The organism is Escherichia sp. MOD1-EC6842 (genome assembly GCF_002965705.1).
Taxonomy (GTDB): domain Bacteria; phylum Pseudomonadota; class Gammaproteobacteria; order Enterobacterales; family Enterobacteriaceae; genus Escherichia; species Escherichia ruysiae.
Map to the genome: position 1 here is coordinate 401,185 of NZ_PTRF01000001.1, position 23,308 is coordinate 424,492.

19 protein-coding genes, 1 other RNA gene and 1 pseudogene are annotated in these 23,308 nt (G+C 49.2%); 4 read left to right on the forward strand and 17 right to left on the reverse strand.

Translation table 11 applies throughout. The features are described from left to right. Positions 1-116: 116 nt before the first annotated feature. Both A7Z29_RS02165 and selO read left to right on the forward strand, forming a co-directional pair. A complete protein-coding gene (locus tag A7Z29_RS02165; RefSeq protein ID WP_024165138.1) occupies positions 117-830 on the forward strand; it encodes an EAL domain-containing protein in 714 nt (237 codons plus the stop codon). A gap of 62 nt (positions 831-892) precedes the next feature. Then, a complete protein-coding gene (gene selO, locus A7Z29_RS02170) occupies positions 893-2,329 on the forward strand; it encodes a protein adenylyltransferase SelO (RefSeq protein WP_085460663.1) in 1,437 nt (478 codons plus the stop codon). Positions 2,330-2,332: 3 nt separating this feature from the next. Here selO and hemP read toward each other — a convergent pair whose 3' ends face one another. From hemP to ppsR, 3 genes are all read right to left on the reverse strand, one after another. Next, a complete protein-coding gene (gene hemP, locus A7Z29_RS02175; protein ID WP_085460664.1) occupies positions 2,333-2,524 on the reverse strand; it encodes a hemin uptake protein HemP in 192 nt (63 codons plus the stop codon). Between the two features lie 131 nt (positions 2,525-2,655). Continuing rightward, entirely contained in the window at positions 2,656-3,702 is a 1,047-nt protein-coding gene (aroH, locus tag A7Z29_RS02180; RefSeq protein WP_085460665.1) for a 3-deoxy-7-phosphoheptulonate synthase AroH, read from the reverse strand. A gap of 156 nt (positions 3,703-3,858) precedes the next feature. Further along, positions 3,859-4,692 carry a posphoenolpyruvate synthetase regulatory kinase/phosphorylase PpsR gene (gene ppsR, locus A7Z29_RS02185; protein ID WP_000368057.1) on the reverse strand — a complete coding sequence of 278 codons (834 nt, stop codon included), beginning with the start codon at positions 4,690-4,692 and terminating at the stop codon, positions 3,859-3,861. Positions 4,693-5,023: 331 nt separating this feature from the next. On the opposite strand from ppsR, the gene ppsA reads away from it, so the two are divergent. After that, a complete protein-coding gene (gene ppsA, locus A7Z29_RS02195) occupies positions 5,024-7,402 on the forward strand; it encodes a phosphoenolpyruvate synthase (protein ID WP_105289719.1) in 2,379 nt (792 codons plus the stop codon). A 55-nt stretch (positions 7,403-7,457) separates the two neighbouring features. Here ppsA and fadK read toward each other — a convergent pair whose 3' ends face one another. From fadK to A7Z29_RS02220, 5 genes are read right to left on the reverse strand one after another with little or no spacing between them, the layout of a single operon-like run. Beyond that, the gene (fadK, locus tag A7Z29_RS02200) at positions 7,458-9,104 is read right to left on the reverse strand and encodes a medium-chain fatty-acid--CoA ligase (RefSeq protein ID WP_105289720.1); all 1,647 of its coding nucleotides are present in this window, start codon (positions 9,102-9,104) and stop codon (positions 7,458-7,460) included. Positions 9,105-9,160: 56 nt separating this feature from the next. Then, positions 9,161-9,454, reverse strand: coding sequence for a ferredoxin family protein (locus tag A7Z29_RS02205; RefSeq protein WP_085460667.1), 294 nt, complete (start codon positions 9,452-9,454; stop codon positions 9,161-9,163). After that, positions 9,451-10,740: an FAD-dependent oxidoreductase gene (locus tag A7Z29_RS02210; RefSeq protein WP_001278489.1), complete on the reverse strand. Its 1,290-nt coding sequence runs from the start codon at positions 10,738-10,740 to the stop codon at positions 9,451-9,453. The genes A7Z29_RS02205 and A7Z29_RS02210 overlap by 4 nt, the downstream gene beginning before the upstream one ends. Before the next feature lie 55 nt (positions 10,741-10,795). Beyond that, positions 10,796-11,734, reverse strand: coding sequence for an electron transfer flavoprotein subunit alpha (locus A7Z29_RS02215; RefSeq protein ID WP_105289721.1), 939 nt, complete (start codon positions 11,732-11,734; stop codon positions 10,796-10,798). 19 nt (positions 11,735-11,753) lie between these two features. Beyond that, positions 11,754-12,518: an electron transfer flavoprotein gene (locus tag A7Z29_RS02220; RefSeq protein WP_000692164.1), complete on the reverse strand. Its 765-nt coding sequence runs from the start codon at positions 12,516-12,518 to the stop codon at positions 11,754-11,756. 315 nt (positions 12,519-12,833) lie between these two features. Here A7Z29_RS02220 and A7Z29_RS02230 point away from each other — a divergent pair, with 315 nt between their 5' ends. Next, positions 12,834-13,745 (forward strand): AraC family transcriptional regulator, encoded by a 912-nt coding sequence (locus tag A7Z29_RS02230; protein ID WP_105289722.1) that lies wholly within the window; start codon positions 12,834-12,836, stop codon positions 13,743-13,745. A gap of 42 nt (positions 13,746-13,787) precedes the next feature. On the opposite strand, the gene A7Z29_RS02235 is transcribed toward A7Z29_RS02230, so the two are convergent. From A7Z29_RS02235 to ydiK, 9 genes and pseudogenes are all read right to left on the reverse strand, one after another. Next, positions 13,788-14,939, reverse strand: coding sequence for an acyl-CoA dehydrogenase (locus A7Z29_RS02235; RefSeq protein ID WP_000347836.1), 1,152 nt, complete (start codon positions 14,937-14,939; stop codon positions 13,788-13,790). Positions 14,940-14,952: 13 nt separating this feature from the next. Continuing rightward, on the reverse strand, positions 14,953-16,548 hold the full coding sequence (locus A7Z29_RS02240) for an acyl CoA:acetate/3-ketoacid CoA transferase (protein WP_105289723.1): 1,596 nt from the start codon (positions 16,546-16,548) through the stop codon (positions 14,953-14,955). Positions 16,549-16,693: 145 nt separating this feature from the next. Further along, positions 16,694-17,452 (reverse strand): type I 3-dehydroquinate dehydratase, encoded by a 759-nt coding sequence (aroD, locus tag A7Z29_RS02245; protein ID WP_105289724.1) that lies wholly within the window; start codon positions 17,450-17,452, stop codon positions 16,694-16,696. 30 nt (positions 17,453-17,482) lie between these two features. After that, complete coding sequence (gene ydiB / locus A7Z29_RS02250) at positions 17,483-18,349, reverse strand: quinate/shikimate dehydrogenase (RefSeq protein ID WP_105289725.1); 867 nt, start codon at positions 18,347-18,349, stop codon at positions 17,483-17,485. A gap of 11 nt (positions 18,350-18,360) precedes the next feature. Beyond that, positions 18,361-19,615: pseudogene (locus A7Z29_RS02255) on the reverse strand (MFS transporter). 226 nt (positions 19,616-19,841) lie between these two features. Then, positions 19,842-21,056 (reverse strand): MFS transporter, encoded by a 1,215-nt coding sequence (locus A7Z29_RS02260; RefSeq protein WP_105289727.1) that lies wholly within the window; start codon positions 21,054-21,056, stop codon positions 19,842-19,844. Positions 21,057-21,155: 99 nt separating this feature from the next. Next, positions 21,156-21,512, reverse strand: a complete 357-nt coding sequence (locus tag A7Z29_RS02265; RefSeq protein WP_105289766.1) for a YdiL family protein — start codon at positions 21,510-21,512, stop codon at positions 21,156-21,158. A 134-nt stretch (positions 21,513-21,646) separates the two neighbouring features. Beyond that, positions 21,647-21,754, reverse strand: an RNA gene (gene rprA, locus A7Z29_RS02270) — antisense sRNA RprA. Between the two features lie 186 nt (positions 21,755-21,940). After that, positions 21,941-23,053 carry an AI-2E family transporter YdiK gene (ydiK, locus tag A7Z29_RS02275; protein ID WP_085460676.1) on the reverse strand — a complete coding sequence of 371 codons (1,113 nt, stop codon included), beginning with the start codon at positions 23,051-23,053 and terminating at the stop codon, positions 21,941-21,943. Positions 23,054-23,308 lie beyond the last annotated feature (255 nt).

Here is a 23,308-nt window from a genome sequence, read left to right on the forward strand (position 1 = left end):
GAAAAAGTGGTTAACAAGGAACAAATGAAAGTTATCCCTTCTGTTTTTTTTATACTTTATGGCCTCATCCTTTTTAGCCGGATTTGTAAAAATATTTCTGGAGAAGGGCGATTACCATGAAGATTTTACTAGATAATGTTTATCATTCTGATTGCTATTTCCTGCCGATAAGAGATAGCCGGCAAAATCTTGTTGGGGTTGAAATAATAACCCATTTCTCCAGTGAAGACGGTATGGTTCGCATCCCGACGACGCGGGTTATGGCGCAGCTTTCTGAGGAACAGCATTGGCAGCTATTTGCCGAGCAGTTAGAATTACTTAAATCATGCCAACATTTTTTTATTCAACACAAAATTTTTGCATGGATTAATTTAACGCCACAAGTAGCAAAATTATTATTAGGTGCTAATAATTACGCAGACCAACTATTAAAATTTCCTTTTATTGAATTGCGGATTAATGAAAATTATCCACAACTTAATGAGGGGAAAGATAATTGTAATCTCTTGCGCTTATCTCAAATTTGTCCATTGGTGTTGGGGGATTTAGGTGCGGGTAACAGCACCATGAAAGCAATATTTGATGGTCTTTTCACTCGAGTTATGTTGGATAAAGGCTTTGTTCAGCAACAAATAGCTAATACATCCTTCGCACCATTTATTCGTGCTATTCATACGCAAATTTCGCCTTGTTGCAGCTATATCATTGCGGCAGGTATCGATACCCCAGGAATGTTGGCGCGAATCACACCGTATGGTTTTCATGCCCTACAAGGATGCTTATGGCCTGCAGTTCCCGTAAGTCAGGTAACAACGCTGGTTCAGCGATAACCCTTTTGTTTGCTGGTGTTTAAGATGAGGGTAACCGTCTACACTATCAGACAGGAGGATCTATGACCCTGTCTTTTATTACCCGCTGGCGCGATGAATTGCCAGCAACCTATACAGCACTTTCCCCCACGCCTTTAAATAACGCCCGGCTGATTTGGCATAATGCAGAACTGGCTAACACGCTGGGTATTCCCTCGTCGCTGTTTGAAAGTGGCGCCGGCGTGTGGGGGGGAGAAACATTACTACCTGGCATGTCGCCACTGGCGCAGGTCTACAGCGGTCATCAGTTTGGCGTCTGGGCGGGCCAGTTGGGTGACGGGCGTGGCATTCTTCTCGGTGAGCAACAACTCGCCGATGGCACAACAATGGACTGGCATCTGAAAGGGGCGGGGCTGACGCCTTATTCGCGAATGGGCGATGGACGGGCGGTATTGCGCTCTACGATTCGTGAAAGTCTCGCCAGTGAGGCGATGCATTATCTGGGTATTCCTACGACGCGCGCTTTAAGCATTGTTACCAGCGATACGCCAGTTTATCGGGAAACGGTAGAATCAGGCGCGATGTTAATGCGCGTGGCACAAAGCCATCTGCGATTTGGTCACTTCGAACACTTTTACTATCGCCGCGAGCCGGAAAAGGTTCGCCAGTTGGCTGACTTTGCCATCCGACATTACTGGTCACATCTTCAGGATGATGAGGATAAATACCGTCTCTGGTTTACCGATGTTGTCGCACGTACCGCGTCGTTAATGGCTAACTGGCAGACAGTCGGTTTTGCTCATGGTGTTATGAACACTGACAACATGTCGATTCTCGGCCTGACCCTCGATTACGGCCCGTTCGGCTTCCTCGATGATTACGAGCCTGGCTTTATCTGTAACCACTCGGATCATCAGGGGCGTTATAGTTTTGATAATCAGCCTGCCGTCGCGTTGTGGAATTTACAGCGTCTGGCACAGACATTGTCGCCATTTATTTCTGTAGATGCGCTCAATACGGCGCTGGACAGCTATCAACAGGTTCTGTTGACGCATTACGGACAACGTATGCGGCAGAAGCTGGGCTTTATGACGGAGCAGAAAGAGGATAACGCGCTGCTGAATGAATTATTCAGTCTGATGGCGCGAGAGCGCAGCGACTATACCCGTACATTCCGCATCCTTAGCCTGGTTGAACAGCGCAGTCCGGCATCGCCACTGCGTGATGAGTTTATTGATCGTGCGGCATTTGATGACTGGTTTGCCCGTTATCGGGCGCGTTTGCAGCAAGATAACGTCACCGACAGCGAACGTCAGCAACTTATGCAAAGCGTCAATCCGGCGCTGGTGTTGCGCAACTGGCTGGCACAACGAGCCATTGAGGCGGCGGAACAGGGCGATATGACGGAATTACACCGCCTGCATGAGGCGTTGCGAAATCCTTTCAGCGACAGAGATGATGATTATGTCAGCCGCCCACCGGACTGGGGCAAACGACTGGAAGTCAGCTGTTCGAGTTAAACGCTACTTTGTCAGCAGCAGCTTGCCAGCCTGTGTTTTACGGAGCAGATATTCTTGTCCGTCATGATCAATGATCAGTTTGCCATCCGGACCTAACAGTGTCTGGCTGGTAATCCGTCGAACAGGCTGTGGGGAAGAGATCTTCTGATTTGCATCCGTTTTAGGCGTGAGTCTGCTGCTGTCCGTATAGCTCATAAAAACTAATAATAATTGGTATAACAATGATTCTTATTATCAATACAATCTTGCGCCAGGGCAAGTAATAATTCATTGATAAGACAAGATATTGAGTAGAAATGCCCATTCCCGACGGAATGGGCACGCATTCAGAAGCGGGTATCTACCGCAGAGGCGAGTTTTTCGATCAGGTGTTCAGTATCTTCCCAGCCTAAACATGGATCGGTAATTGACTGACCGTAGGTGAGTGGCTGACTGCTAACAATTTTTTGTGTACCTTCACGCAGGAAACTTTCCGCCATAATTCCGGCAATCGCCGTAGAGCCATTGCGGATTTGCTGGCAAATATCCTCACAAACTTCTAACTGACGGCGGTGCTGCTTCTGACAGTTGCCGTGGCTGAAATCCACCACCAGATGTTCTGGTAAATCAAATTCGTGCAACGTATCGCAGGCGGCGGCGATATCATCGGCATGATAATTTGGTTTTTTGCCACCACGCATAATAATGTGCCCATACGGGTTGCCACTGGTCTGGTAGATGGTCATCTGGCCGTTCTTATCTGGCGAGAGGAACATATGGCTGGCGCGCGCCGCGCGAATCGCGTCCACGGCAATACGCGTGTTGCCATCAGTACCATTTTTAAAGCCTACAGGGCATGAGAGCGCGGACGCCATTTCGCGGTGGATCTGGCTTTCGGTAGTGCGTGCGCCAATCGCGCCCCAGCTAATTAAGTCGGCAATAAACTGACCGGTCACCATATCGAGAAATTCGGTCGCGGTGGGGACGCCCAGCTCATTTACCTGTAACAGTAACTTACGCGCCAGTTCGAGGCCGTGATTTACGCGATAGCTGCCGTTTAAATCCGGGTCGGAAATTAATCCTTTCCAGCCGACAACGGTTCGTGGTTTTTCAAAATAGGTGCGCATTACGATTTCCAGCCGTGACTGGTACTGGTTGCGCAGTGCCTGCAGACGGGTGGCGTACTCCATTGCAGCGGTAAGATCGTGGATCGAGCAGGGGCCAATAATGACCAACAGTCGCTTGTCTTCACCATTCAGTATTTTTTCAATTCTACGGCGGGAATCGGTGACATGGCTGGCGACGCCAGGCGTTACGGGATACCGTAGCGCGAGTTCGGCGGGCGTTACCAGACTCTCGATACGCGCAGTACGGAGTTCGTCAGTTCTGTTCATTACAAGTCTCAGAAATTTGTTGCTTCAACGGCAGGGATGCCAAGAAGTGATGCGCATCACGATAAACCAATCCTTGCTGATTTCAAGTGCGAGGCAGGCAACACTTCGCTCAATTGGCGGCATAATAACAAAAAAACGAACTCTTATACTAGTTCTCTAGTACATTCGGCGGCTAAGACCCATGATATCGAGGATCTTGGTGGCAATCTCTTCTACCGAATAATTGGTACTGTTGATCCACGGGATCTGATTTTTACGGTACAACGCTTCTACTTCCGCGACTTCCATCCGGCACTGACGAAGCGAGGCATAGCGGCTGTTTTCCCGACGTTCTTCACGAATAGCCGCCAGACGCTCTGGGTCGATGGTCAGCCCGAACAGTTTATGCTGTAGCGGTTTGAGCGACGTGGGTAGCACCAGGTTGTCCATATCGTCGGCAATAAAGGGGTAGTTTGCCGCGCGGATACCAAACTGCATCGCCAGATACAGACTGGTGGGAGTTTTACCGCAGCGAGAAACGCCGAGCAGGATCACCTGTGCCTGATCCAGATTGCGCAACGAAATACCGTCATCGTGGGCGAGGGTGTAATCAATCGCCGCAATACGTGCATCATATTTATTCAGATTATTGGGATTCAGGCCGTGAGTACGGTGAGCAATCGGCGTTGGGTCCAGTTTCATCTCTTGTTGTAGCGGGGCAACCAGCGCCTGAACGATATCCTGGCAAAAGCCTTCACTTTGCAAAATGATGGCGCGAATTTCCGGCAACACGATGGAGTAGAAGACCAGCGGGCGCACACCTGTCTGCTGATAAATCGCGTCTATTTGGTCTTTCACCGCCCGTGCACGGCTCTCATTTTCGACAAACGGCAGCGTAATGCTGCTGATAGTAACAGGAAATTGCGACATCACTGCGTGTCCTAATACCTCCGCAGTTATTGCCGTACCATCAGAAATATAAAAAACGTGGCGATCAACAGCATTATCCATTTTGTTCTTCCTGTGATGCAGACATAATTCTATGAAAGCATAAATTAAAAATGCACAGAAGCGTAGAACGTTATGCCGGGTTTATAAAATGAACCTTCAATTTTATTTTTTATGAAAACAGCATTTCATTTTTCGGTTTCGTTTATACCGATGGTTTATGTGGGAATTATCGAAGATAACAGATTTGCGCAACGCTGGGATCAGTCTTAAAAAGTAAAAAAATATATTTGCTTGAACGATTCACCGTTTTTTTCATCCGGTTAAATATGCAAAGATAAATGCGCAGAAATGTGTTTCTCAAACCGTTCATTTATCACAAAAGGATTGTTCGATGTCCAACAATGGCTCGTCACCGCTGGTGCTTTGGTATAACCAACTCGGCATGAATGATGTAGACAGGGTTGGGGGCAAAAATGCCTCCCTGGGTGAAATGATTACTAACCTTTCCGGAATGGGCGTTTCCGTTCCGAATGGTTTCGCCACAACCGCCGATGCGTTTAACCAGTTTCTGGATCAAAGCGGCGTAAACCAGCGCATTTATGAACTGCTGGATAAAACGGATATTGACGATGTTACCCAGCTTGCGAAAGCAGGTGCGCAAATCCGCCAGTGGATTATCGACACTCCCTTCCAGCCTGAGCTGGAAAACGCCATCCGCGAAGCCTATGCACAGCTTTCCGCCGATGACGAAAACGCCTCTTTTGCGGTGCGCTCCTCCGCCACCGCAGAAGACATGCCGGACGCCTCCTTCGCCGGTCAGCAGGAAACCTTCCTCAACGTTCAGGGTTTTGACGCCGTACTGGTGGCAGTGAAGCATGTCTTTGCTTCCCTGTTTAACGATCGCGCCATCTCTTATCGCGTTCACCAGGGGTACGATCACCGTGGCGTCGCGCTCTCCGCCGGTGTTCAGCGGATGGTGCGTTCCGGCCTCGCGTCCTCTGGCGTGATGTTCTCCATTGATACCGAATCCGGTTTCGACCAGGTGGTGTTTATCACTTCCGCATGGGGGCTCGGTGAGATGGTTGTGCAGGGCGCGGTTAACCCGGATGAATTTTACGTGCATAAACCGACGCTGGCGGCGAATCGCCCGGCTATCGTGCGCCGTACCATGGGGTCGAAAAAAATCCGCATGGTCTACGCGCCGACCCAGGAACACGGCAAACAAGTTAAAATTGAAGACGTACCGCAGGAACAACGTGACATCTTCTCGCTGACCAATGAAGAAGTGCAGGAGCTGGCAAAACAGGCCGTACAAATTGAGAAACACTACGGTCGCCCGATGGATATTGAGTGGGCGAAAGACGGCCACACCGGCAAACTGTTTATTGTGCAGGCGCGTCCGGAAACCGTGCGTTCACGCGGCCAGGTCATGGAACGTTATACGCTGCATTCACAGGGCAAGATTATCGCCGAAGGCCGTGCTATCGGTCATCGCATTGGCGCGGGGCCGGTGAAAGTCATTCATGACATCAGCGAAATGAACCGCATCGAACCCGGTGACGTTCTGGTCACTGACATGACCGACCCGGACTGGGAACCGATCATGAAGAAAGCATCAGCCATCGTCACCAACCGTGGCGGTCGTACCTGTCACGCGGCGATCATCGCACGCGAACTGGGTATTCCGGCGGTGGTTGGCTGCGGCGATGCGACCGAACGGATGAAAGACGGTGAGAATGTCACTGTTTCTTGTGCTGAAGGCGATACCGGTTACGTTTATGCCGAGTTGCTGGAATTTAGCGTGAAAAGCTCCAGCGTGGAAACCATGCCGGATCTGCCGCTGAAAGTGATGATGAACGTCGGTAACCCGGATCGTGCGTTTGACTTCGCCTGCTTGCCAAATGAAGGCGTAGGTCTGGCGCGCCTGGAATTTATCATCAACCGCATGATTGGCGTTCACCCGCGTGCACTGCTTGAGTTTGACGACCAGGAACCGCAGCTGCAAAACGAAATCCGCGAGATGATGAAAGGCTTTGATTCTCCGCGTGAATTTTACGTTGGTCGTCTGACTGAAGGGATCGCGACGCTGGGCGCAGCGTTTTATCCGAAGCGCGTCATTGTCCGTCTCTCTGATTTTAAATCCAACGAATATGCTAACCTGGTCGGTGGCGAACGTTACGAGCCGCATGAAGAGAACCCGATGCTGGGCTTCCGTGGCGCCGGTCGCTACGTTTCTGATAGCTTCCGCGACTGCTTCGCGCTGGAGTGTGAAGCGGTGAAACGTGTGCGCAACGACATGGGGTTAACCAACGTTGAGATCATGATCCCGTTCGTGCGTACCGTTGACCAGGCGAAAGCGGTGGTTGAAGAACTGGCGCGTCAGGGACTGAAACGTGGTGAGAACGGTCTGAAGATCATCATGATGTGTGAAATTCCGTCCAACGCCTTGCTGGCAGAACAGTTCCTCGAATATTTCGACGGCTTCTCTATCGGCTCAAACGACATGACGCAGCTGACGCTTGGCCTGGATCGTGACTCCGGCGTGGTGTCTGAACTGTTCGATGAGCGCAACGATGCCGTGAAAGCACTGTTGTCGATGGCAATCCGTGCCGCGAAGAAACAGGGCAAATACGTCGGGATTTGCGGTCAGGGGCCATCTGACCACGAAGACTTTGCAGCATGGTTGATGGAAGAGGGAATCGACAGCCTGTCTCTGAACCCAGACACTGTAGTGCAAACCTGGTTAAGTCTGGCTGAACTGAAGAAATAAAATATAGCCCCGGCAGCATATTGTCGCCGGGGCTAGCTATTCGCGGATACGAATCTTATTCAGTAATTCCGCAATGACCCTCGGTTAATCGCTGAATAATATCTTTCCTGAGTAAAAATTTTTGTATTTTACCGGATGCAGTGCGGGGTAACTTTTCAGTTATCACGATATGCTCAGGGTATTTATATTTCGCGACCCGTTTACGGCTAAAAAATGCTACCACATCTTCCAGAGATAATGAATGATGTGGCGATTTTAATACAATATAAGCACACGAGCGTTCGCCTAAGCGTTCATCGGGTATCGCAACCACGCAGGCATCATGAATTTTGGGATGCTGCAACAATATATCTTCCACTTCACGGCTGCTAATATTCTCGCCGCCACGGACAATAATATCTTTCTTACGTCCGGTTATTTTTATATAGCCAGCCTCATCCATGCGGCAGAGATCACCGCTGTAATACCAGCCTTCTTCATCCAGCGCGCGGGCGGTTAATTCAGGTTCATCAAAATAACCCATAAACACATTGGGGCCACGCGAGGCCTCTTCACCTTCACAACCGGCCGGTAAGGTCTTGCGTGCGTCATCGACGACTTTGATTTCCACGCCAGCGGCAGCGTAACCATCGGTATGCATAAAGCGTGACAACGGATCGTCGAGATTCACCACCGCGTGCGGCGAGCTTTCTGTGGAGCCATAAACACTTAACAATTTAATGCCGCGTTGTTGGCATTCTCGCGCCACTTTTTTGGGGATCGTGGTGCCACCGCAAAGGAAGAAACGCAGCGCAGAAAGATCTGCGGGCTGTTTCTCCAGTAAATTCAAAAGGTCATAGACAAACGGCGTTGCGCCGAGCATACAGGTGCAACGTTGTTGCTCAAGTAGCGAGAGACAGGCTTCAGGGGTGAAAATATCTAACAATACGCTCCGTGCGCCTACCAAAAACGGCGCCGTTACGCCATGCAGAAAACCTGTCGCATGACCCAGTGGCGCAGGCATCATAAAAACATCCTGCCATGTCAGATTCAGCCGCGCACAATATGCCCGCTCGCTGGCGAGAATATTATTATGTGTCAGCATCACGCCCTTTGGCATACCTTCAGTTCCGGAGGTAAACAGCACTGCCGCTAATTCATCGCCGTGAACCGATATCGACGTCGTCAGCGGGGTATTATCGGTAATAATCTGGCGTAACGAGAGAGACGATGTGGCGGGAGCCAGTTTGTCCACGCCGACAATTTGTTGCAGATGTGGAAGCTGATTTTGCAGCGGCAGGATTAACTCTACCGGACGCGTTTGTTTAAACAACGTCGGGGCAAAAAACATTTTGGCCTGGCACTTATTGAGCACCCACACCAGTTCCGCTTCTCGCCAGGAAGGTAACAGCGGCACGGATACCGCACCGGTTTTCAGGCAGGCAAGATAGATAACGGTAAATTCACACCAGCCCGGCAGTTGAAATGCGACGCGATCGCCGGCTTCAATACCGTTCGCCAGCATCCAGCTTGCCAGACAGCTTGCGGCCTGATCGAGCGCGCTATAGGTGTACGATGCACCATGATTATCGACCACAGCTATTTTGTCAGGCATCGCTCGCACAGTTTGCTGCCAGTAGTCAGCCAGCGAAGCATCACCCCATAACCCTTGCTGCCGATAGGCTGCACGACGCTGCGCGTTAAACGTTAATGTTACTTTCATTTTGGAATCTCGAAACAAAACGTCAGGCCCGACGGGCGGGCCTGTGGGATGCGTGATTAACCGTAGCGGAAATCAATACCGAAAGTGCCAGCAGGGTATTGCCATTGTTCAAGGATAGTGTTGCCGCAAAGCACCCGACAGGTGCCGCACTCCAGACAACCGGCAGAATCAAAATGAATATTTCCTGCGTCATCCTGCTTATAAAGTCCGGCCGGGCAGGCTTTCATTAATTTACGAAATTCATTGATATCGGGATTTGCCGCCAGAATGATGTGCGGATGTCCCTCATCAACATGGAATTTATTGACGCCTAATTTGACGTCAACATTAACCGTAGCATTCTGGCTCATAGTGCGGTTGCTCCCTTAATGCCATCTTTAAGCAAGTTGACCAGCCCAATTTTCTTCGCGTGTCCCATGATCATTTTGCGTACCGGCTGGTTAGGTTTACCGTCGATGGTGAACATATCGTTCATGATGTCAGCGACCATTCGTGGGTATTGGCTAAACAGGCGCGGGTTTTCCATCAGCGCCGGGATTTTACGAAAATGCTGCATATCGCGCATGACGCAACTCTGTTCCAGCTCACGTTTGTATTGCGCCAGGCTGCTGGTGGAGAAATCCGCGCGTTCTTTGGCGGCAATCACCGTTGTGGCAGCAGCCTGTGCCGATGCGATGGCTAAATCCATTCCGCGAACTGTAAAGCCAAGATTGAGGCAGAAACCGGCGGCGTCACCGACGATCATCACACCGTCGTTAACCAGTTGTGGCACCATCGCCAGACCACCTTCCGGCACCATATGCGCGGAATATTCAAGCAGTTTGCCACCGCTAATCAGCGGACGTATGGCAGGGTGCTGTTTAAAATCTTCCAGCATTTGCGGCACGCTTTTTTGCGCATGGGCGATATCACCCAATCCGCAGACCAGACCCAACGATACGGAATCGTTGTTGGTATAGAGGAATCCACCGCCCATAAGGCCGTCAGAAGGGGAACCGGCAAACAGCCAGGCGGCACCTTCATCGCCGGTGACGTTAAAGCGATCGTTGATTTGTTCTGGCGTGAGGCCAATGACCTCTTTAACACCAACAGCGTAATGATGCGGATCGGAGGCGGGAACCATGCCCAGCGAACGACCAAGTATTGAGTTAACGCCATCGGCCAATATGACCACATTCGCTTCGAGAATATCATCCCCGGCCTGAACGCCAGTGACCTTGTTTCCCTCACGAACCAGGGCATCGACGCGAACGCCCGGGATAAACTGCGCACCCGCCTGTTCTGCTTGTTCCATCAGCCACGGATCGAGGCGGTTGCGCAATACGGTATAAGACGCTTGCTGCGGGGCATCCGGTTGCTCACGGTGAAAATCGAGGGTAACGGCGCTTTCTTCGGTTAAGAAAGAGATTTTCTCGCGTGTGACCTTGCGTTCAACCGGTGCAGATGCAGCAAAGCCGGGAATAATAGCCTCAAGCGTGTGGGCATAAAGACGCCCGCCAGTCATATTTTTGCATCCGGCGCTATCGCCACGTTCTATTACCAGGACATCCAGCCCGGCTCGCGCCATCACCAGTGCGGCGACGCTACCGGCAACGCCCGCACCGACCACAATGGCATCAAATTTGTCATCCGACATGCGTTATGCTCCCTTCCCGCTGCGTTTACAGCGGGAGATGTGGTTGAAAGGGGAATTAGCGGCTCAACTGGCTAATCAGGGCGGGGACGACTTTGTAGATATCGCCCACCAGACCGTAGTCGGCATAGTTAAAGATTGGCGCGTTTTTATCTTTATTGATGGCGACAATCACTTTTGCGCCGTTGCCGCCGACCATATGCTGGATCTGCCCGGAGATCCCCAGCGTCAGGTAGAGTTCGGATTTCAGCAACACCCCGGAGACACCGATATAACGTTCACGTTCCATCCAGTTCTCGCCTTCGGCAATCGGGCGTGAGCAGCCGACTTCAGCATTCAGCGCCGCCGCCAGTTCGTGAACCATTTTCAGGTCATCCTGCGCCGCCAGACCGCGACCGACGCCGACCACGCGTTTTGCTTTACTCAGATCCACACTGCTTGCCGCTTTCGCACGGCGTTCGCGACAGAGAATTTCATGACGCGGGGCAACGTAAGGCACCGTTTCAAACGGGCATTGATGAGAAGCATTGCTCGTGCACGGTTCCTGAACACCGGGCGCAAGGGTAATTATCGCCAGCGGGCTGGTGATCTTTTCCTGAGCGAACGCTAGCCCGCCATACATACGGTGTTCGGCGCAAATGAGACCATCGACAATATCCACCGCCGTGGCATCGTTCACCAGCGCCGCATTCAGTTGCACACTTAACCGTGCTGCCAGAGCTTTACTGCGTTTCGTCGCGGCCATCAGCAACATAGCGGGGTGTTTATCTTTAAGCAGGGCAGCAATGCTTTCAGCGTAATTTTCAGTGCGTTGCAGCGCATCGTTTTGCTCAAGAACATAAATACATTTTGGGCCATAAGGCATAACCGCCTGCGCCTGGTCGGCATTTTGCACAATGGTATACACCTGTTGCCCCCATTGCTGCGCACCGCCAAACAGTTCAGCATAACGATCAGGGTTATCGCTAAAGACCCAGACGCTGTTTAATTGACTCATCGTTTCTTCTCCGTTGGCTTTAGTTCAGGGCTTTCTTCAGGTGTTCCGCCAGCTCGGCAATCGCTTCCGGCGAATCGTTATCGAGAATGATGTGTTTACGTTCTGTTTGCGGCGGTACGCGAATGCCGGTCAGTTCAGCAAGTGGCGTGGTCTGGCTCCAGCCGATGTCACTCGCCTGCCACTGGTTCACCGGTTTTTTGCCTGCACCGAGAATGGCTTTCATGGAGGGGATACGTGGAACGTTGATATCAGACGTGACGCAAAGTACGGCGGGAAGCGAGAGTTCAATAACTTCAACTTCCTCTTCGAGTGTGCGTTCAACCACCAATGTATCGCCCTGACGCGCAATGGCACTCACTGCATTAATCACCGGAAGTTGCAAGATTTCCCCTACCAGCAGACCAACCTGCTGGGCATAGAGATCGCCGGAACCTTCGCCAAAGATCAGTAAATCAAAGCCGATTTTTTCTGCTGCGGTTGCCAGCGCCTTTGCGGTATCGACGGGCAGCGCGTGTTCAAGTTGGGCATCCTGCACCATATACAGGCTGTGTGGCCCGCGTGATAACACGTCTTTGCGCACCTTCGAGTTCTGCAATAACGAACCGCCAACGGTCAGCGCGGCTATCTCATCGTCATCTGTTGCAAGCTGGCTTGCAGCTTCAATGGCATTGAGATCGAACTGGCTGATTTTGGCGTCGGCATTGTCGAAATTAAGGGTGTATTCGGGAGTGACAACAATGTCCTGTTCTTCAGGCACCAGCTTAAAGCAGGTTATTATTTTCATGATTTCTCCTGTGGGTCGCATACGGAACCATCTCCGATGGAAGGTAAAAATGGCCTGAAAATAGTGTGCGATAGCAGGAAGGCGTTTTCGACGGAGCAAGCTGTTTTCCTTGCCAACAATCTTGCAAAAAAAATGCGATCGCTAAAACAAAAGTGCAGTGAGCGGCAATATTGTTATGCCGTGACCGTACAATCTTGCATTCGGTGTAAATAATCTTGTTTAGCTCTCGCTAAACGCGGTTGTATAACCGTAATACACGCCGTATTTTATCCGGCATATATTGCTTTTGCTTGCTCATGGAATAGGGAGGTTGTCATGTATCAACGCTGTTTTGATAATGTCAGCGAAACGCTGTTTGTCGCTGGAAAAACGCCACGGCTTTCACGTTTTGCATTTAGCGATGATCCAAAATGGGAGTCTGGACATCACGTTCATGACAATGAAACTGAGCTGATTTATGTCAAGAAAGGCGTGGCAAGGTTTACCATTGACTCCTCGTTGTATGTAGCCCATGCCGATGACATTGTGGTGATAGAACGCGGCAGACTTCATGCGGTGGCTTCTGATGTCAACGATCCTGCTACGACCTGTACCTGTGCACTATATGGCTTTCAGTTTCAGGGGGCAGAGGAAAACCAGCTTCTGCAACCGCATTCTTGCCCGGTAATTGTCGCAGGGCAGGGAAAAGAGGTCATTAAAACCTTATTTAATGAGCTAAGCGTTATTTTGCCGCAAAGTAAAAATAATCAGACATCTTCATTATGGGACGCTTTTGCCTATACATTAGCAATTCTCTACTACGAAAATTTTAAAAATGCGTATCGTTCGGAGCAAGGGTATATTAAAAAAGATGTGCTGATTAAAGATATTCTTTTCTATCTGAATAATAATTATCGCGAAAAAATCACTTTGGAACAGTTATCGAAAAAATTTCGTGCCAGCGTCAGTTATATTTGCCATGAATTTACCAAAGAGTATCGCATTTCCCCTATTAACTATGTTATTCAACGGCGTATGACGGAAGCGAAATGGTCACTCACCAATACTGAATTATCACAGGCAGAGATCTCCTGGCGTGTGGGTTATGAAAATGTCGATCACTTTGCCAAACTGTTTTTGCGCCATGTCGGCTGTTCGCCCAGCGATTACCGCAGGCAATTTAAAAACTGTTTTGCGGAACAAGAAATCTTATCTGAATTTCCTCAACCCGTAAGTCTTGCCGGATAAATCAGGCGGCGCAGTTTTGTAAGAAGCTGCGCCGCCTGGAGATTATTTATTCTGGTAATCTTTCAGAATCTGCCGACCTGCAACGTAAATCATAATTTCGTCTGTACCGCCGCCGATACGTTCACAGCGAACATCGCGCCAGAAGCGGGAGACGCGCGCCTCATCGGTATAGCCCAGACCACCCATGATTTGAATCGCATCATCAATGACTTCCATCGCGGTACGTGCGCAGTACAATTTTGCCAGCGCCGCGCTGGTGCGCAATGACTGATGCTGGTCAGCTTGCCATGCCACTTTCAGCACCATATTGCGCATGTTGTCGATCTTAATCGCCATCAGTGCCAGTTTTTCCTGGATCATCTGGTTATGCCCAATCGGCTTACCAAAAGCGATACGCTGGTTGGCATAGCGGGCGGCATCTTCAAAGGCACACTCGGCAAAGCCGGTGCTGCGCGCGGCGTTGATCAGGCGTTCCATCTCAAAGTTGTACATCACATTGAGGAACCCCATTCCTTCTTCGCCCACCATGTCGCTCTCTTCAACTTCCACGTTGTCGAGATAGACTTCGCAGGTGCTGAGCATATGCCAGCCGATTTTATGCAGCGGGTTAATCTTAATGCCGGGCTTACTGGAGTCGACCCACCACAGGGTGAAGGCCTTTTTCGGATCTTTCGGTTCTGGATCGCGCGCCAGCACCAGCATATACGGGTACTCTTTCGCACCGGTAATAAAGGTTTTCTGTCCGTTAATATAAACCTTGCCATTTTTACGCGTGTAAGTGGTAGTGGCACTGTTGTTGTCTGAGCCTGCGCCTGGCTCCGTCAACGCCAGGGCATAGGCGGGATCACCCGTTTCCAGTGTGCTTTCTGCCGTTTTGCGTAGCTGCTCCGCAGAACCGAAGCGGCGCATACTGTGAATACACTGACCGTTGGTAATCAAAAACGCCGGAGCACCGCATTTTGACACTTCCATCAGCGCCAGCATTTGGGTGACGTAATCCGCAGGGATGCCGCCGAACTCTTCCGGCACGCCAAGCATGGAAATACCGTTATCCGCTAGCGCCCGCATAAACTCACGCGGATATGTACCGTTTTGATCGCAGGTGCGGAAATACTCTTCCGGAAAGTTAGTCGTAATCAGTTCGCGAATACTGGCCAGCAGCAGTTCTTGTTCTTCAGTTAAAGAAAAATCCATCATTATACTCCTGTTAATGAGCCGCTTCAGGCAGGACAAAACCCATCGCCGCATCGATAAATAATCTCTCATCCATCAGTTTGAGTTCTGGTGAAATAACTGGGGTGAAATCCATTTTGTCGAGAATATCTTTTTTCAAATCGACACCAGGGGCGATTTCGATTAAATGCAGACCGTCTTCTTTCAGCGTGAAGACGGCACGTTCGGTGATATAACGAACATCCAGTCCCCGTTCGAGAGCGATTTTTCCGCTGAACGTGATTTCCGGTAGTTCACGGATAAATTTCTTCACCCGTCCTTCCTGGATAATATTTAATTTGCCGTTGGCAATTTCTGTTTTTAAACTTCCTGCGGTTAACGTGCCACAGAAAATAATTTTCTTCGAGGTGGCGCTGATATCAATAAATCCGCCGGTGCCCATGATTTTGCCATTGAATTTATGCACACCAACGTTGCCGTGCTGGTCGACTTCGGCAAAACTCAAATAACAAACATCCAGACCACCGCCGTGATAAAAATCGAACTGGGACGTCATATCCAGAATGGCGCGGGTATTAACATTTGCGCCAAAGGCGATACCTTGCGAGGTAATACCGCCAATCGGACCCGTTTCCACCGTCAGAATAAAGTCATCAGCACATCCTTCTTCACGGGCGACCAGGCCAATGCCGTCGGCAATACCGACACCGACATTTCCCACCGCGCCTTTGCGCATTTCGAATAATGCACGCCGCGCAACTAATTTACGTTGGTTTAGGGGCAGGCTAAGTTTGGTGCTGTCATCAAGGGTGAAGTCACCAGAAATAAAGCGGTTAACCGGCGCACCGCCATACAGTTGGGTTTGGTCCGGATCGACCACCACAATATCCACCAGATAACCCGGAATACGGACAGATTTAGGATGCAGCGTGGCTTTCTTAACCATTTTCTGCACCTGCATCATCACAATACCGCCGTTATTGTGCACCGCCTGGGCAATAACCAATGCGTCGAGATACATCACCTCATCTTCAAAAGTGGCGTAGCCTTCGCTGTCGCAGGTGGTAGCGCGAATAAAAGCGATATCCGGCGCAATCGCTTTGTAATAGAGATATTCTTTATTATCAAACTCGACCAGTTTAATCAGCTCTTCTTTGGTCACTTCATTCAGTTTTCCGCCTTGTTGGCGAGGGTCAACAAATGTACCGATACCAATATCGCTAATAATTCCTGGCTGGTGGGCAGCGGCGGCGCGCAATGTTTGGGTGAGTACACCTTGTGGATAGTTATAGGCAACAATTTTATTTTGTTCTGCAAGGTCAGAAATACGCGGCGATTGTCCCCAGTGACCGCATAATGCCCATTTCACCAGACCTTCTTGCGCCAGCGGACTAATACCACGGTCGGCACGATCGCCAAGCCCCGTAGGGCTAATAATTGATAAATTACGTGGCGTTTGAGTCTGTTTATATTTATCAGCAAGAGCAGTAATTAACGTGGTGGCTTCCAGAATACCGCCGCCAGCGCCTAACACACAAAGTGTTGCTTCGTCGGGAATATAATTCACCGCTTCCTGTGCCGACAGGACCGGCACTCGTCCATTAATACGAGGTGGTTTTACAGGTTTCATTGTTAATTCCTGATTCAGGTGTGATTTTCCCTACGCCAGATGGAGAATTAGCGCACAGAGACTCACGAAATATTTTTATAAAATACGGTTAAAAATACTTTTTTTATTTCGGCGGGGGAGGGTATTTCCGCCGAAATATTATTGCTTATGCCTGATGTAAAATAGTTAATACCGTGCGCAAATCATTTACCGAGATTTGCCCTGGCGCAGAGGCTTTTTTTACTGCGCCAAAGGTTGCCGCCGAACCGAAAACTTCACCAGCCAGACGGGAAATTACGCCAGTTTTTGCCATCGACATGGTAATGATTGGACGATCGGCATACTGCTCCTGCATCTCCAGGGTCGCGGCAAGCAACGTCAACACATCGCTGGTACTTTGCGGCATCAGCGCAATCTTAGGAATATCGGCGTCGAAGGACTGCATTTTGCGCAGACGGGCAATGATTTCTTCGGCTTCCGGCGTTTTATGGAAGTCATGGTTGGACATGACAACTTTCACATCATGCGCGTGGGCGTAGGCGACGGTTTCTTTAACCTGATCATCGCCGGTAAATAACTCCAGATCGATCATATCAACCAGGCCGCTGTCGATGGCTGCACGATTGAGTGCAATATAAGCCTCGGTGGAAATCGCCTGCTCGCCGCCTTCTTTGGCACTGCGGAAGGTAAACAGCAGCGGTTTTTCTGGCATGGTCTCACGGAGAATTTTTGCCGCCGCCATGACCGACTCCACACAGGTGAGGTCGGCAAAGTGATCCACGCGCCATTCCAGAATATCAAAGTCCGCTTCACGATAGACAAGAGCTTCAGATTTCACGCTGGCGATATCTTTCGCCATCATCGAGACGATGATTTTTGGTGCACCCGTGCCAATGACGAGATCTTTTACAGTTACGGTTTTCATTTCTTACCCTTTCTGCACGCGGTCAGCCTGTCAGGCGCCGAACCCCATGACCTGTTTAACGTATTCCAGAGGGAAATCTTTGCCAGTCCATAACGTGAACTGTTCAGCCCCTTGCCACAACAACATGCCGTATCCATCAATCGTTTTGCAACCTGCTTGTTGCGCCTGCTGCAATAACTTCGTCATATGCGGGTTATATACGCATTCGGTGACCAGAAGTCCTGGATGTAACAGACTGATATCATTAACCAATGATTCATTTTCAAGGGGTTTCATACCCACTTTAGTGCCGTTGGTTAAAATGTCGGCAGAAGCCAGCGCCTCGGCAAAGGCCTGCTGATCGGCGAGATCCGTCACTGTGACGACGCAATTGGTGTTTTCGTTGACCCGTTGCGCGAAGGCGAGGGCTTTATCGAAAAACTCATCCCGACGGTTAAAGAGTTTAATTTCTTTTAACCCTTCAATCGCACCCTGCGCGCCAATCGCCGTTGAGGCGCCACCGGCACCTAACAGCACCATCGTTTTTCCTTTGATATCAAAACCGCTCTCTTTTATGGCGCGAATATGGCCTGTGCCGTCGGTGTTATAACCACGCAGGTAGCCGTTATCATTAACGATGGTATTGATGGCGCCCACCAGTTTCGCCGCAGGCGTTAATTCATCAACATATTCACACGCCAGTTGTTTGTTCGGCATCGACACACCGGTGCCGCGCATTTTGAGGGCTTTTAATCCTTCAATTGCTCCGGCAAAGCTATCGTTATCCACTTCAAAGGCCATATAGGTAAATGGCAATCCCGCTTTTTCTAAGGCTTTATTCTGCATTTCAGGCGATAAACTGTGGCGGATAGGATAGGCCATCAACCCAATCAATTCGTATTTAGCAGTAACATCCATAATTCACTCCTTTAACCTCTGTGCTGAATTGTGTTTAAAATAACGTTCACCTAACCGGATATCATTTTGGGGAATAATGAAAACGCGGTAATAGCGGATAAAAACAATAATTGCGGTAATCAGGGCCAGCAGTGCGAAAGTAAAATCGAGAACAATGATATATTGCAGGCCGATATTTGACAGATAACCGGTAATCAGCGGAATAACAAAGTTAGCCAATCCACCCATCATCATATAAATACTGGTGACTTTGGCTTTGCTTTTGGGGAAAAACTCTGACATGACCGAAACGCCGAGTTGTAAAATGCCGCCAGCCGCTGAGAAACCGATAACAAAGGCTCCGGCATTACACACTAGCGGAGAAGGGTAGAGATATATAATGGCGGCAGTTACCGTTGCCAGTGCAGAGTTAAATACGTTAGCCCAGATGGGGCGTGCTATTTTTTTCAGTAGCGCGGCAAATATAAAGACACAGACCAGCGAACCCATACTGTAATAAGAGATGGTTTTTAATGCTTCGGCTTCCGACATGCCGGCAAATGCCATTGCATATTTGGGCATCCACACCACAATCACATAAAAGGTCGAGAATGCGGCAACACCGAACAGTACCGACGAAACACCTTCCAGCCAGACTAACGGTTTACTGTTCATTATCGGCAATTCATTGGCAACGCTAGCGTCCACCAACTGGCTGGGGAATTTGCTTTTCAACAGCATCAGCGTGATCAGTACAAACAGGATGCCAGGAATAATCAGCCCATAGCCGTACCAGATGTTATTCAGCAGCATATAACTCACCAGCATTGGATAGAACATTTGCCCGAATGACACCATTGCTTTAACCAGTATTACCGCCGACCCGGAGGCTTTCGGAAAGCATTCCATCAACGCCGGGTAACCACCGGTATCCAGCGCCGAGTTAGCGATACCTACGCACACTGCCAGACAGTAAGCGAGCGTTAAATTCGGGCAAGCGGGAATACCAAAGAAGAACAGTAGATACATTATTACTGCCATTAATATGACTGCGCGCCGACCAAATTTGTCGGAGATTACACCGAAGAATAAAATACTGATCAGGCGACCCAGACCAATACCGGAAATTAAATAAGCAATACCAGCATTATCAGTCGAAAATTTTTCTGCCAGAGATGACATGTTCTGTGCAAGTGTAATAACACTAATGCCGTGCAGGAAATAGCTGAAGTATATACAAAGAACAGCCAGGATAAATGGCGTGCTGAAAGCCTTATTTTGAGACATTTTCACAGCTCCTTGCTGAAAGATAATTTTGTTACCGTACGTATTGTTCTTCGACGGTTTACATAATCACTATACTGAAGATGATTTTCTCCGGATACATGGCATAAAGTTTATGTTTCCAGGTATATTGCATGAGATAGTTTGTTTTGGATCGTGATTTCCCTTAATTAGCGCAGAAAGATTAATTTATCCGTAAGATCTTGCATGTCCTGAAAAGAATATTGCATTACCCGCCCGTGGCGACATTTCCCTTTAGCGATGGATGTTGTGTTTTCTTGTGGCTGCGTAAGCCAATAAACAGCGCCAGTAAAAAACCGACGGCAGCGATGCCAGTATCGAACCACATAATATCGGCAATACTTCTTTGTGATAGATGAGCCGTAATCAACGGAATGGTAAAGGTCGCAATACTTCCCGCACTGTAATAAATCCCGGTTGCTTTACCTTTAGCGTAGGGAAAACGCTCAGCCATTAACGTCAGGCCAATTTGTACAACGCCTCCAGCGGAGGTAAAACCAATAACGAAAGCGAATGTTATTACCACATAAAATATGGGATACAGGCAAACGGTGAGCAGGGCAATAAATGAGATAAACGTGTACAGCATCAACAATATTGTCGGGTGAATCGCTTTACGAATGAGCGGTGCACTAATAAATACGCAAAGCAGCGATCCCACGGTGTAGATGCTGAGTAATTTGATCGACATTGTGTATGACATGCCAGCGACAAATTGCCCGTATTGTGCCAGCCACTGGCTGACCAGATAAAACGTTGCCATTGATATATAGCCATATAAGGTATAACTGGCTAAATCGATTATTGAGCAGCGATGCCCCGCAGAAGTGGTTGTTTTATTTACTGCCGGTAAGCGACGACCCGGATGCGGTGGAAAGGTACTGCGGTATAAAAACAGACCGTTAATAATCATAATGCCTGCGGCAATCATAAAAGACCAACCAAACCACAGTTCGGCCCATACCAATAAACTAATGATTAACGGCAATAAAAATTGTCCGCAGGAAACAAACGCTTTAATTAAAATATTGGCTGTACCCGGTGAATGAGGAAAGGCTTCCATCAGGCTGGGATAAGTACCTGCATCGAGAAAACTGTTTGCCATTCCGGCCAGAAAGCCAAAAACATAAGCGATAATGATGTTATTGGTGTGCAGGATGCCAAAAAAGAAGGCGATATAGCAGCACATACCGAGAATGATAAACGGTCGGCGACCGAAGCGATCGGATAATAAGCCAGAAAGAAACAGGACGCTTAGTCGACCAATGCCTAATGATGAGATAACAATCGAGACACCTGCCGCATTGGTATGCCAAAGCGTCTCCAGCGAGGCCATATTCAGGGTCATCAAAATGACGCCCATACCATGCACCAGGTAATTGAAATACAACCCCAGCGCGGTAGGGAGATAGGGATTTTTCATAAGATCCACTTAGCAACTGTGCTTTAAAAAATGTGGCGATATTGCGTCAATATCCGTTCATTATTTTTGTAATGATGACTGTTGATTCCCGTTAAAATATCAACAAAGGCGTTCAAGATCGTGCGCATATAACTCAGCGGCTACTGATTGATAAATCTTCCAGTCAATAAAATTGCCGTCAGGATAGACACGTTGAAACGCGGTTAAGTCAGGGAAAAAACGCATGGTGTTATTGCCGATGCGGTTATTTATTTTCTCTATGATGGCGTGAAGATGTTTTTTTCTTTGCTGACGCATAGCCAGCAATTTTTCAACGACGCTATCAGGAATGGCGCTTTTGCCATTTTCCCACCGCCGCCAGCTTTCGCTGTCATCTGTCTGGGCAATCCAGGTCGCGCATTCATCAACAGTCATGGCAAAAATATGGCGTAGTGCCTGGAGTTCATAAGCGTTCATAGGTAATGGCTGCATCAAAAAATAGAATAAAATATAAATAACATTATCAGCCTGCTAACGGCTTGAAGAGAGTCACAGTATCTTGTGCAACATTATTGGAAAGAATGAATGGCGAGGTAAGAAAACGGAAAAATGTTAAAAAAAGCCCATCGTGGGAGATGGGCAAAGACTACACACAGCAATTCGTTGTTTCACTCAGGGGATTTCCATGCTTATAAATCAATATGTTGATTTATAACCGTGAGCTAATAGTAGGCATACGGACTTTTTGCGTCGATCAGATTCGTCTCATTAGTTTAAAAACTGTAAAGAATTTGCGACAGGTACTACCAGCTGAATGGAGGTAAGCAGGGAAATACGAGGTTGAGAAATGAAATATCAATTAGCGATGGTTAACAATCAGGCGGCAGAGCCGCCTGATGAGAGAGTTACTTATTCGGCTTTTCAATTTCGCCCAGTTCTTCGAGAATTTCTTCCGGCTGGTCAGTCGGTGGCGGGACTTCTTCCACCCACGCAGCAAACAGACGCCAGGAAACGGCTAACAGAACCGGACCAATAAACAGACCAATCATCCCGAAGGCAATCAAACCACCGATAACCCCGGAGAGGATCAGGATCAGCGGTAAATCGGCGCCCATGCGAATTAACATCGGGCGAATCACGTTATCCAGTGTGCCAACCACACCACTCCACACCAGCAATACCGTGCCCCAGGTGGTATCACCGCTCCAGTAGAGCCAGATAATCGCCGGAATCAACACTGGCAGCGGGCCAAGCTGGACAAGGCAGGAGAGGATCATTAACACCGTCAGCAGCGTTGCGTAAGGAACGCCGGATACCGCCAGACCGATACCGCCAAGTACCGCCTGCACCAACGCTGTTACCACTACACCCAGCGCCACCGCGCGGATAGCCTGCGCCGCCAGCAGGACTGCGGCATCACCGCGAGCGCCTGCCAGACGAGTTGCAAAATGGCGAATGCCTTGCGCTACCTGTTCACCGCGCCAGTACAGCAGGGCGCTGAAGAGAAGCATTAATGCACAATGCACCATAAAGCGCCCGATATGCGCCGCCTGCCCAACAAACCAGGTGGTGGTGGTGCCAATATAAGGACGGACTTTCGCCATGATCGCCGTACCCCCCATATCCAGCAAATTGTGCCAGCCTGCATACAGCTTCGCACCAATCACCGGAATGGTATTAAGCCACGCCAGATCGGGTAACGTCATGTCGCCGCTGGAAATGGCTTTAATCAACGGCCCACTGCCATCGACGATACTGTTAACCAATAAGGCGATAGGGATGATAAACACCATCACTAATAACAGCGTCATCACCAGAACGGCGAGCGAACGGCGACCAAACATGATCTTTTGCAAGCGTAACAATACCGGCCAGGTAGCGATAACCACCGTACCAGCCCACGCAAAGCCGAGAACGAAGGGTTGAACAATCCACAGACATGCCACAATCATGATGGCTAAAAACAGCACCGAAAGCAGAATTTGTGCGACATCCCTGGGCTGACGAACATTTACCATAACTACTTTTCACCTTTTTTGTGCGTCAAATCGTCGACGCGACGTGAACACGCGAAACTCACCTGCATAATGATGAGCAATTTCAGCGGTTTTTAACAGGCCGATTCTGCCCTTAATTCTGATGGGCGTGTAAGAAAAAAATGTGGTACAACAATTCAGGCAACACGCAAACGGTTTACTCGTCGTATTTCAAGTTGCATGTGCTGCGGCTACGTTCGTTCACCCCAGTCACTTACTTTTGTAAGTTCCTGGCGT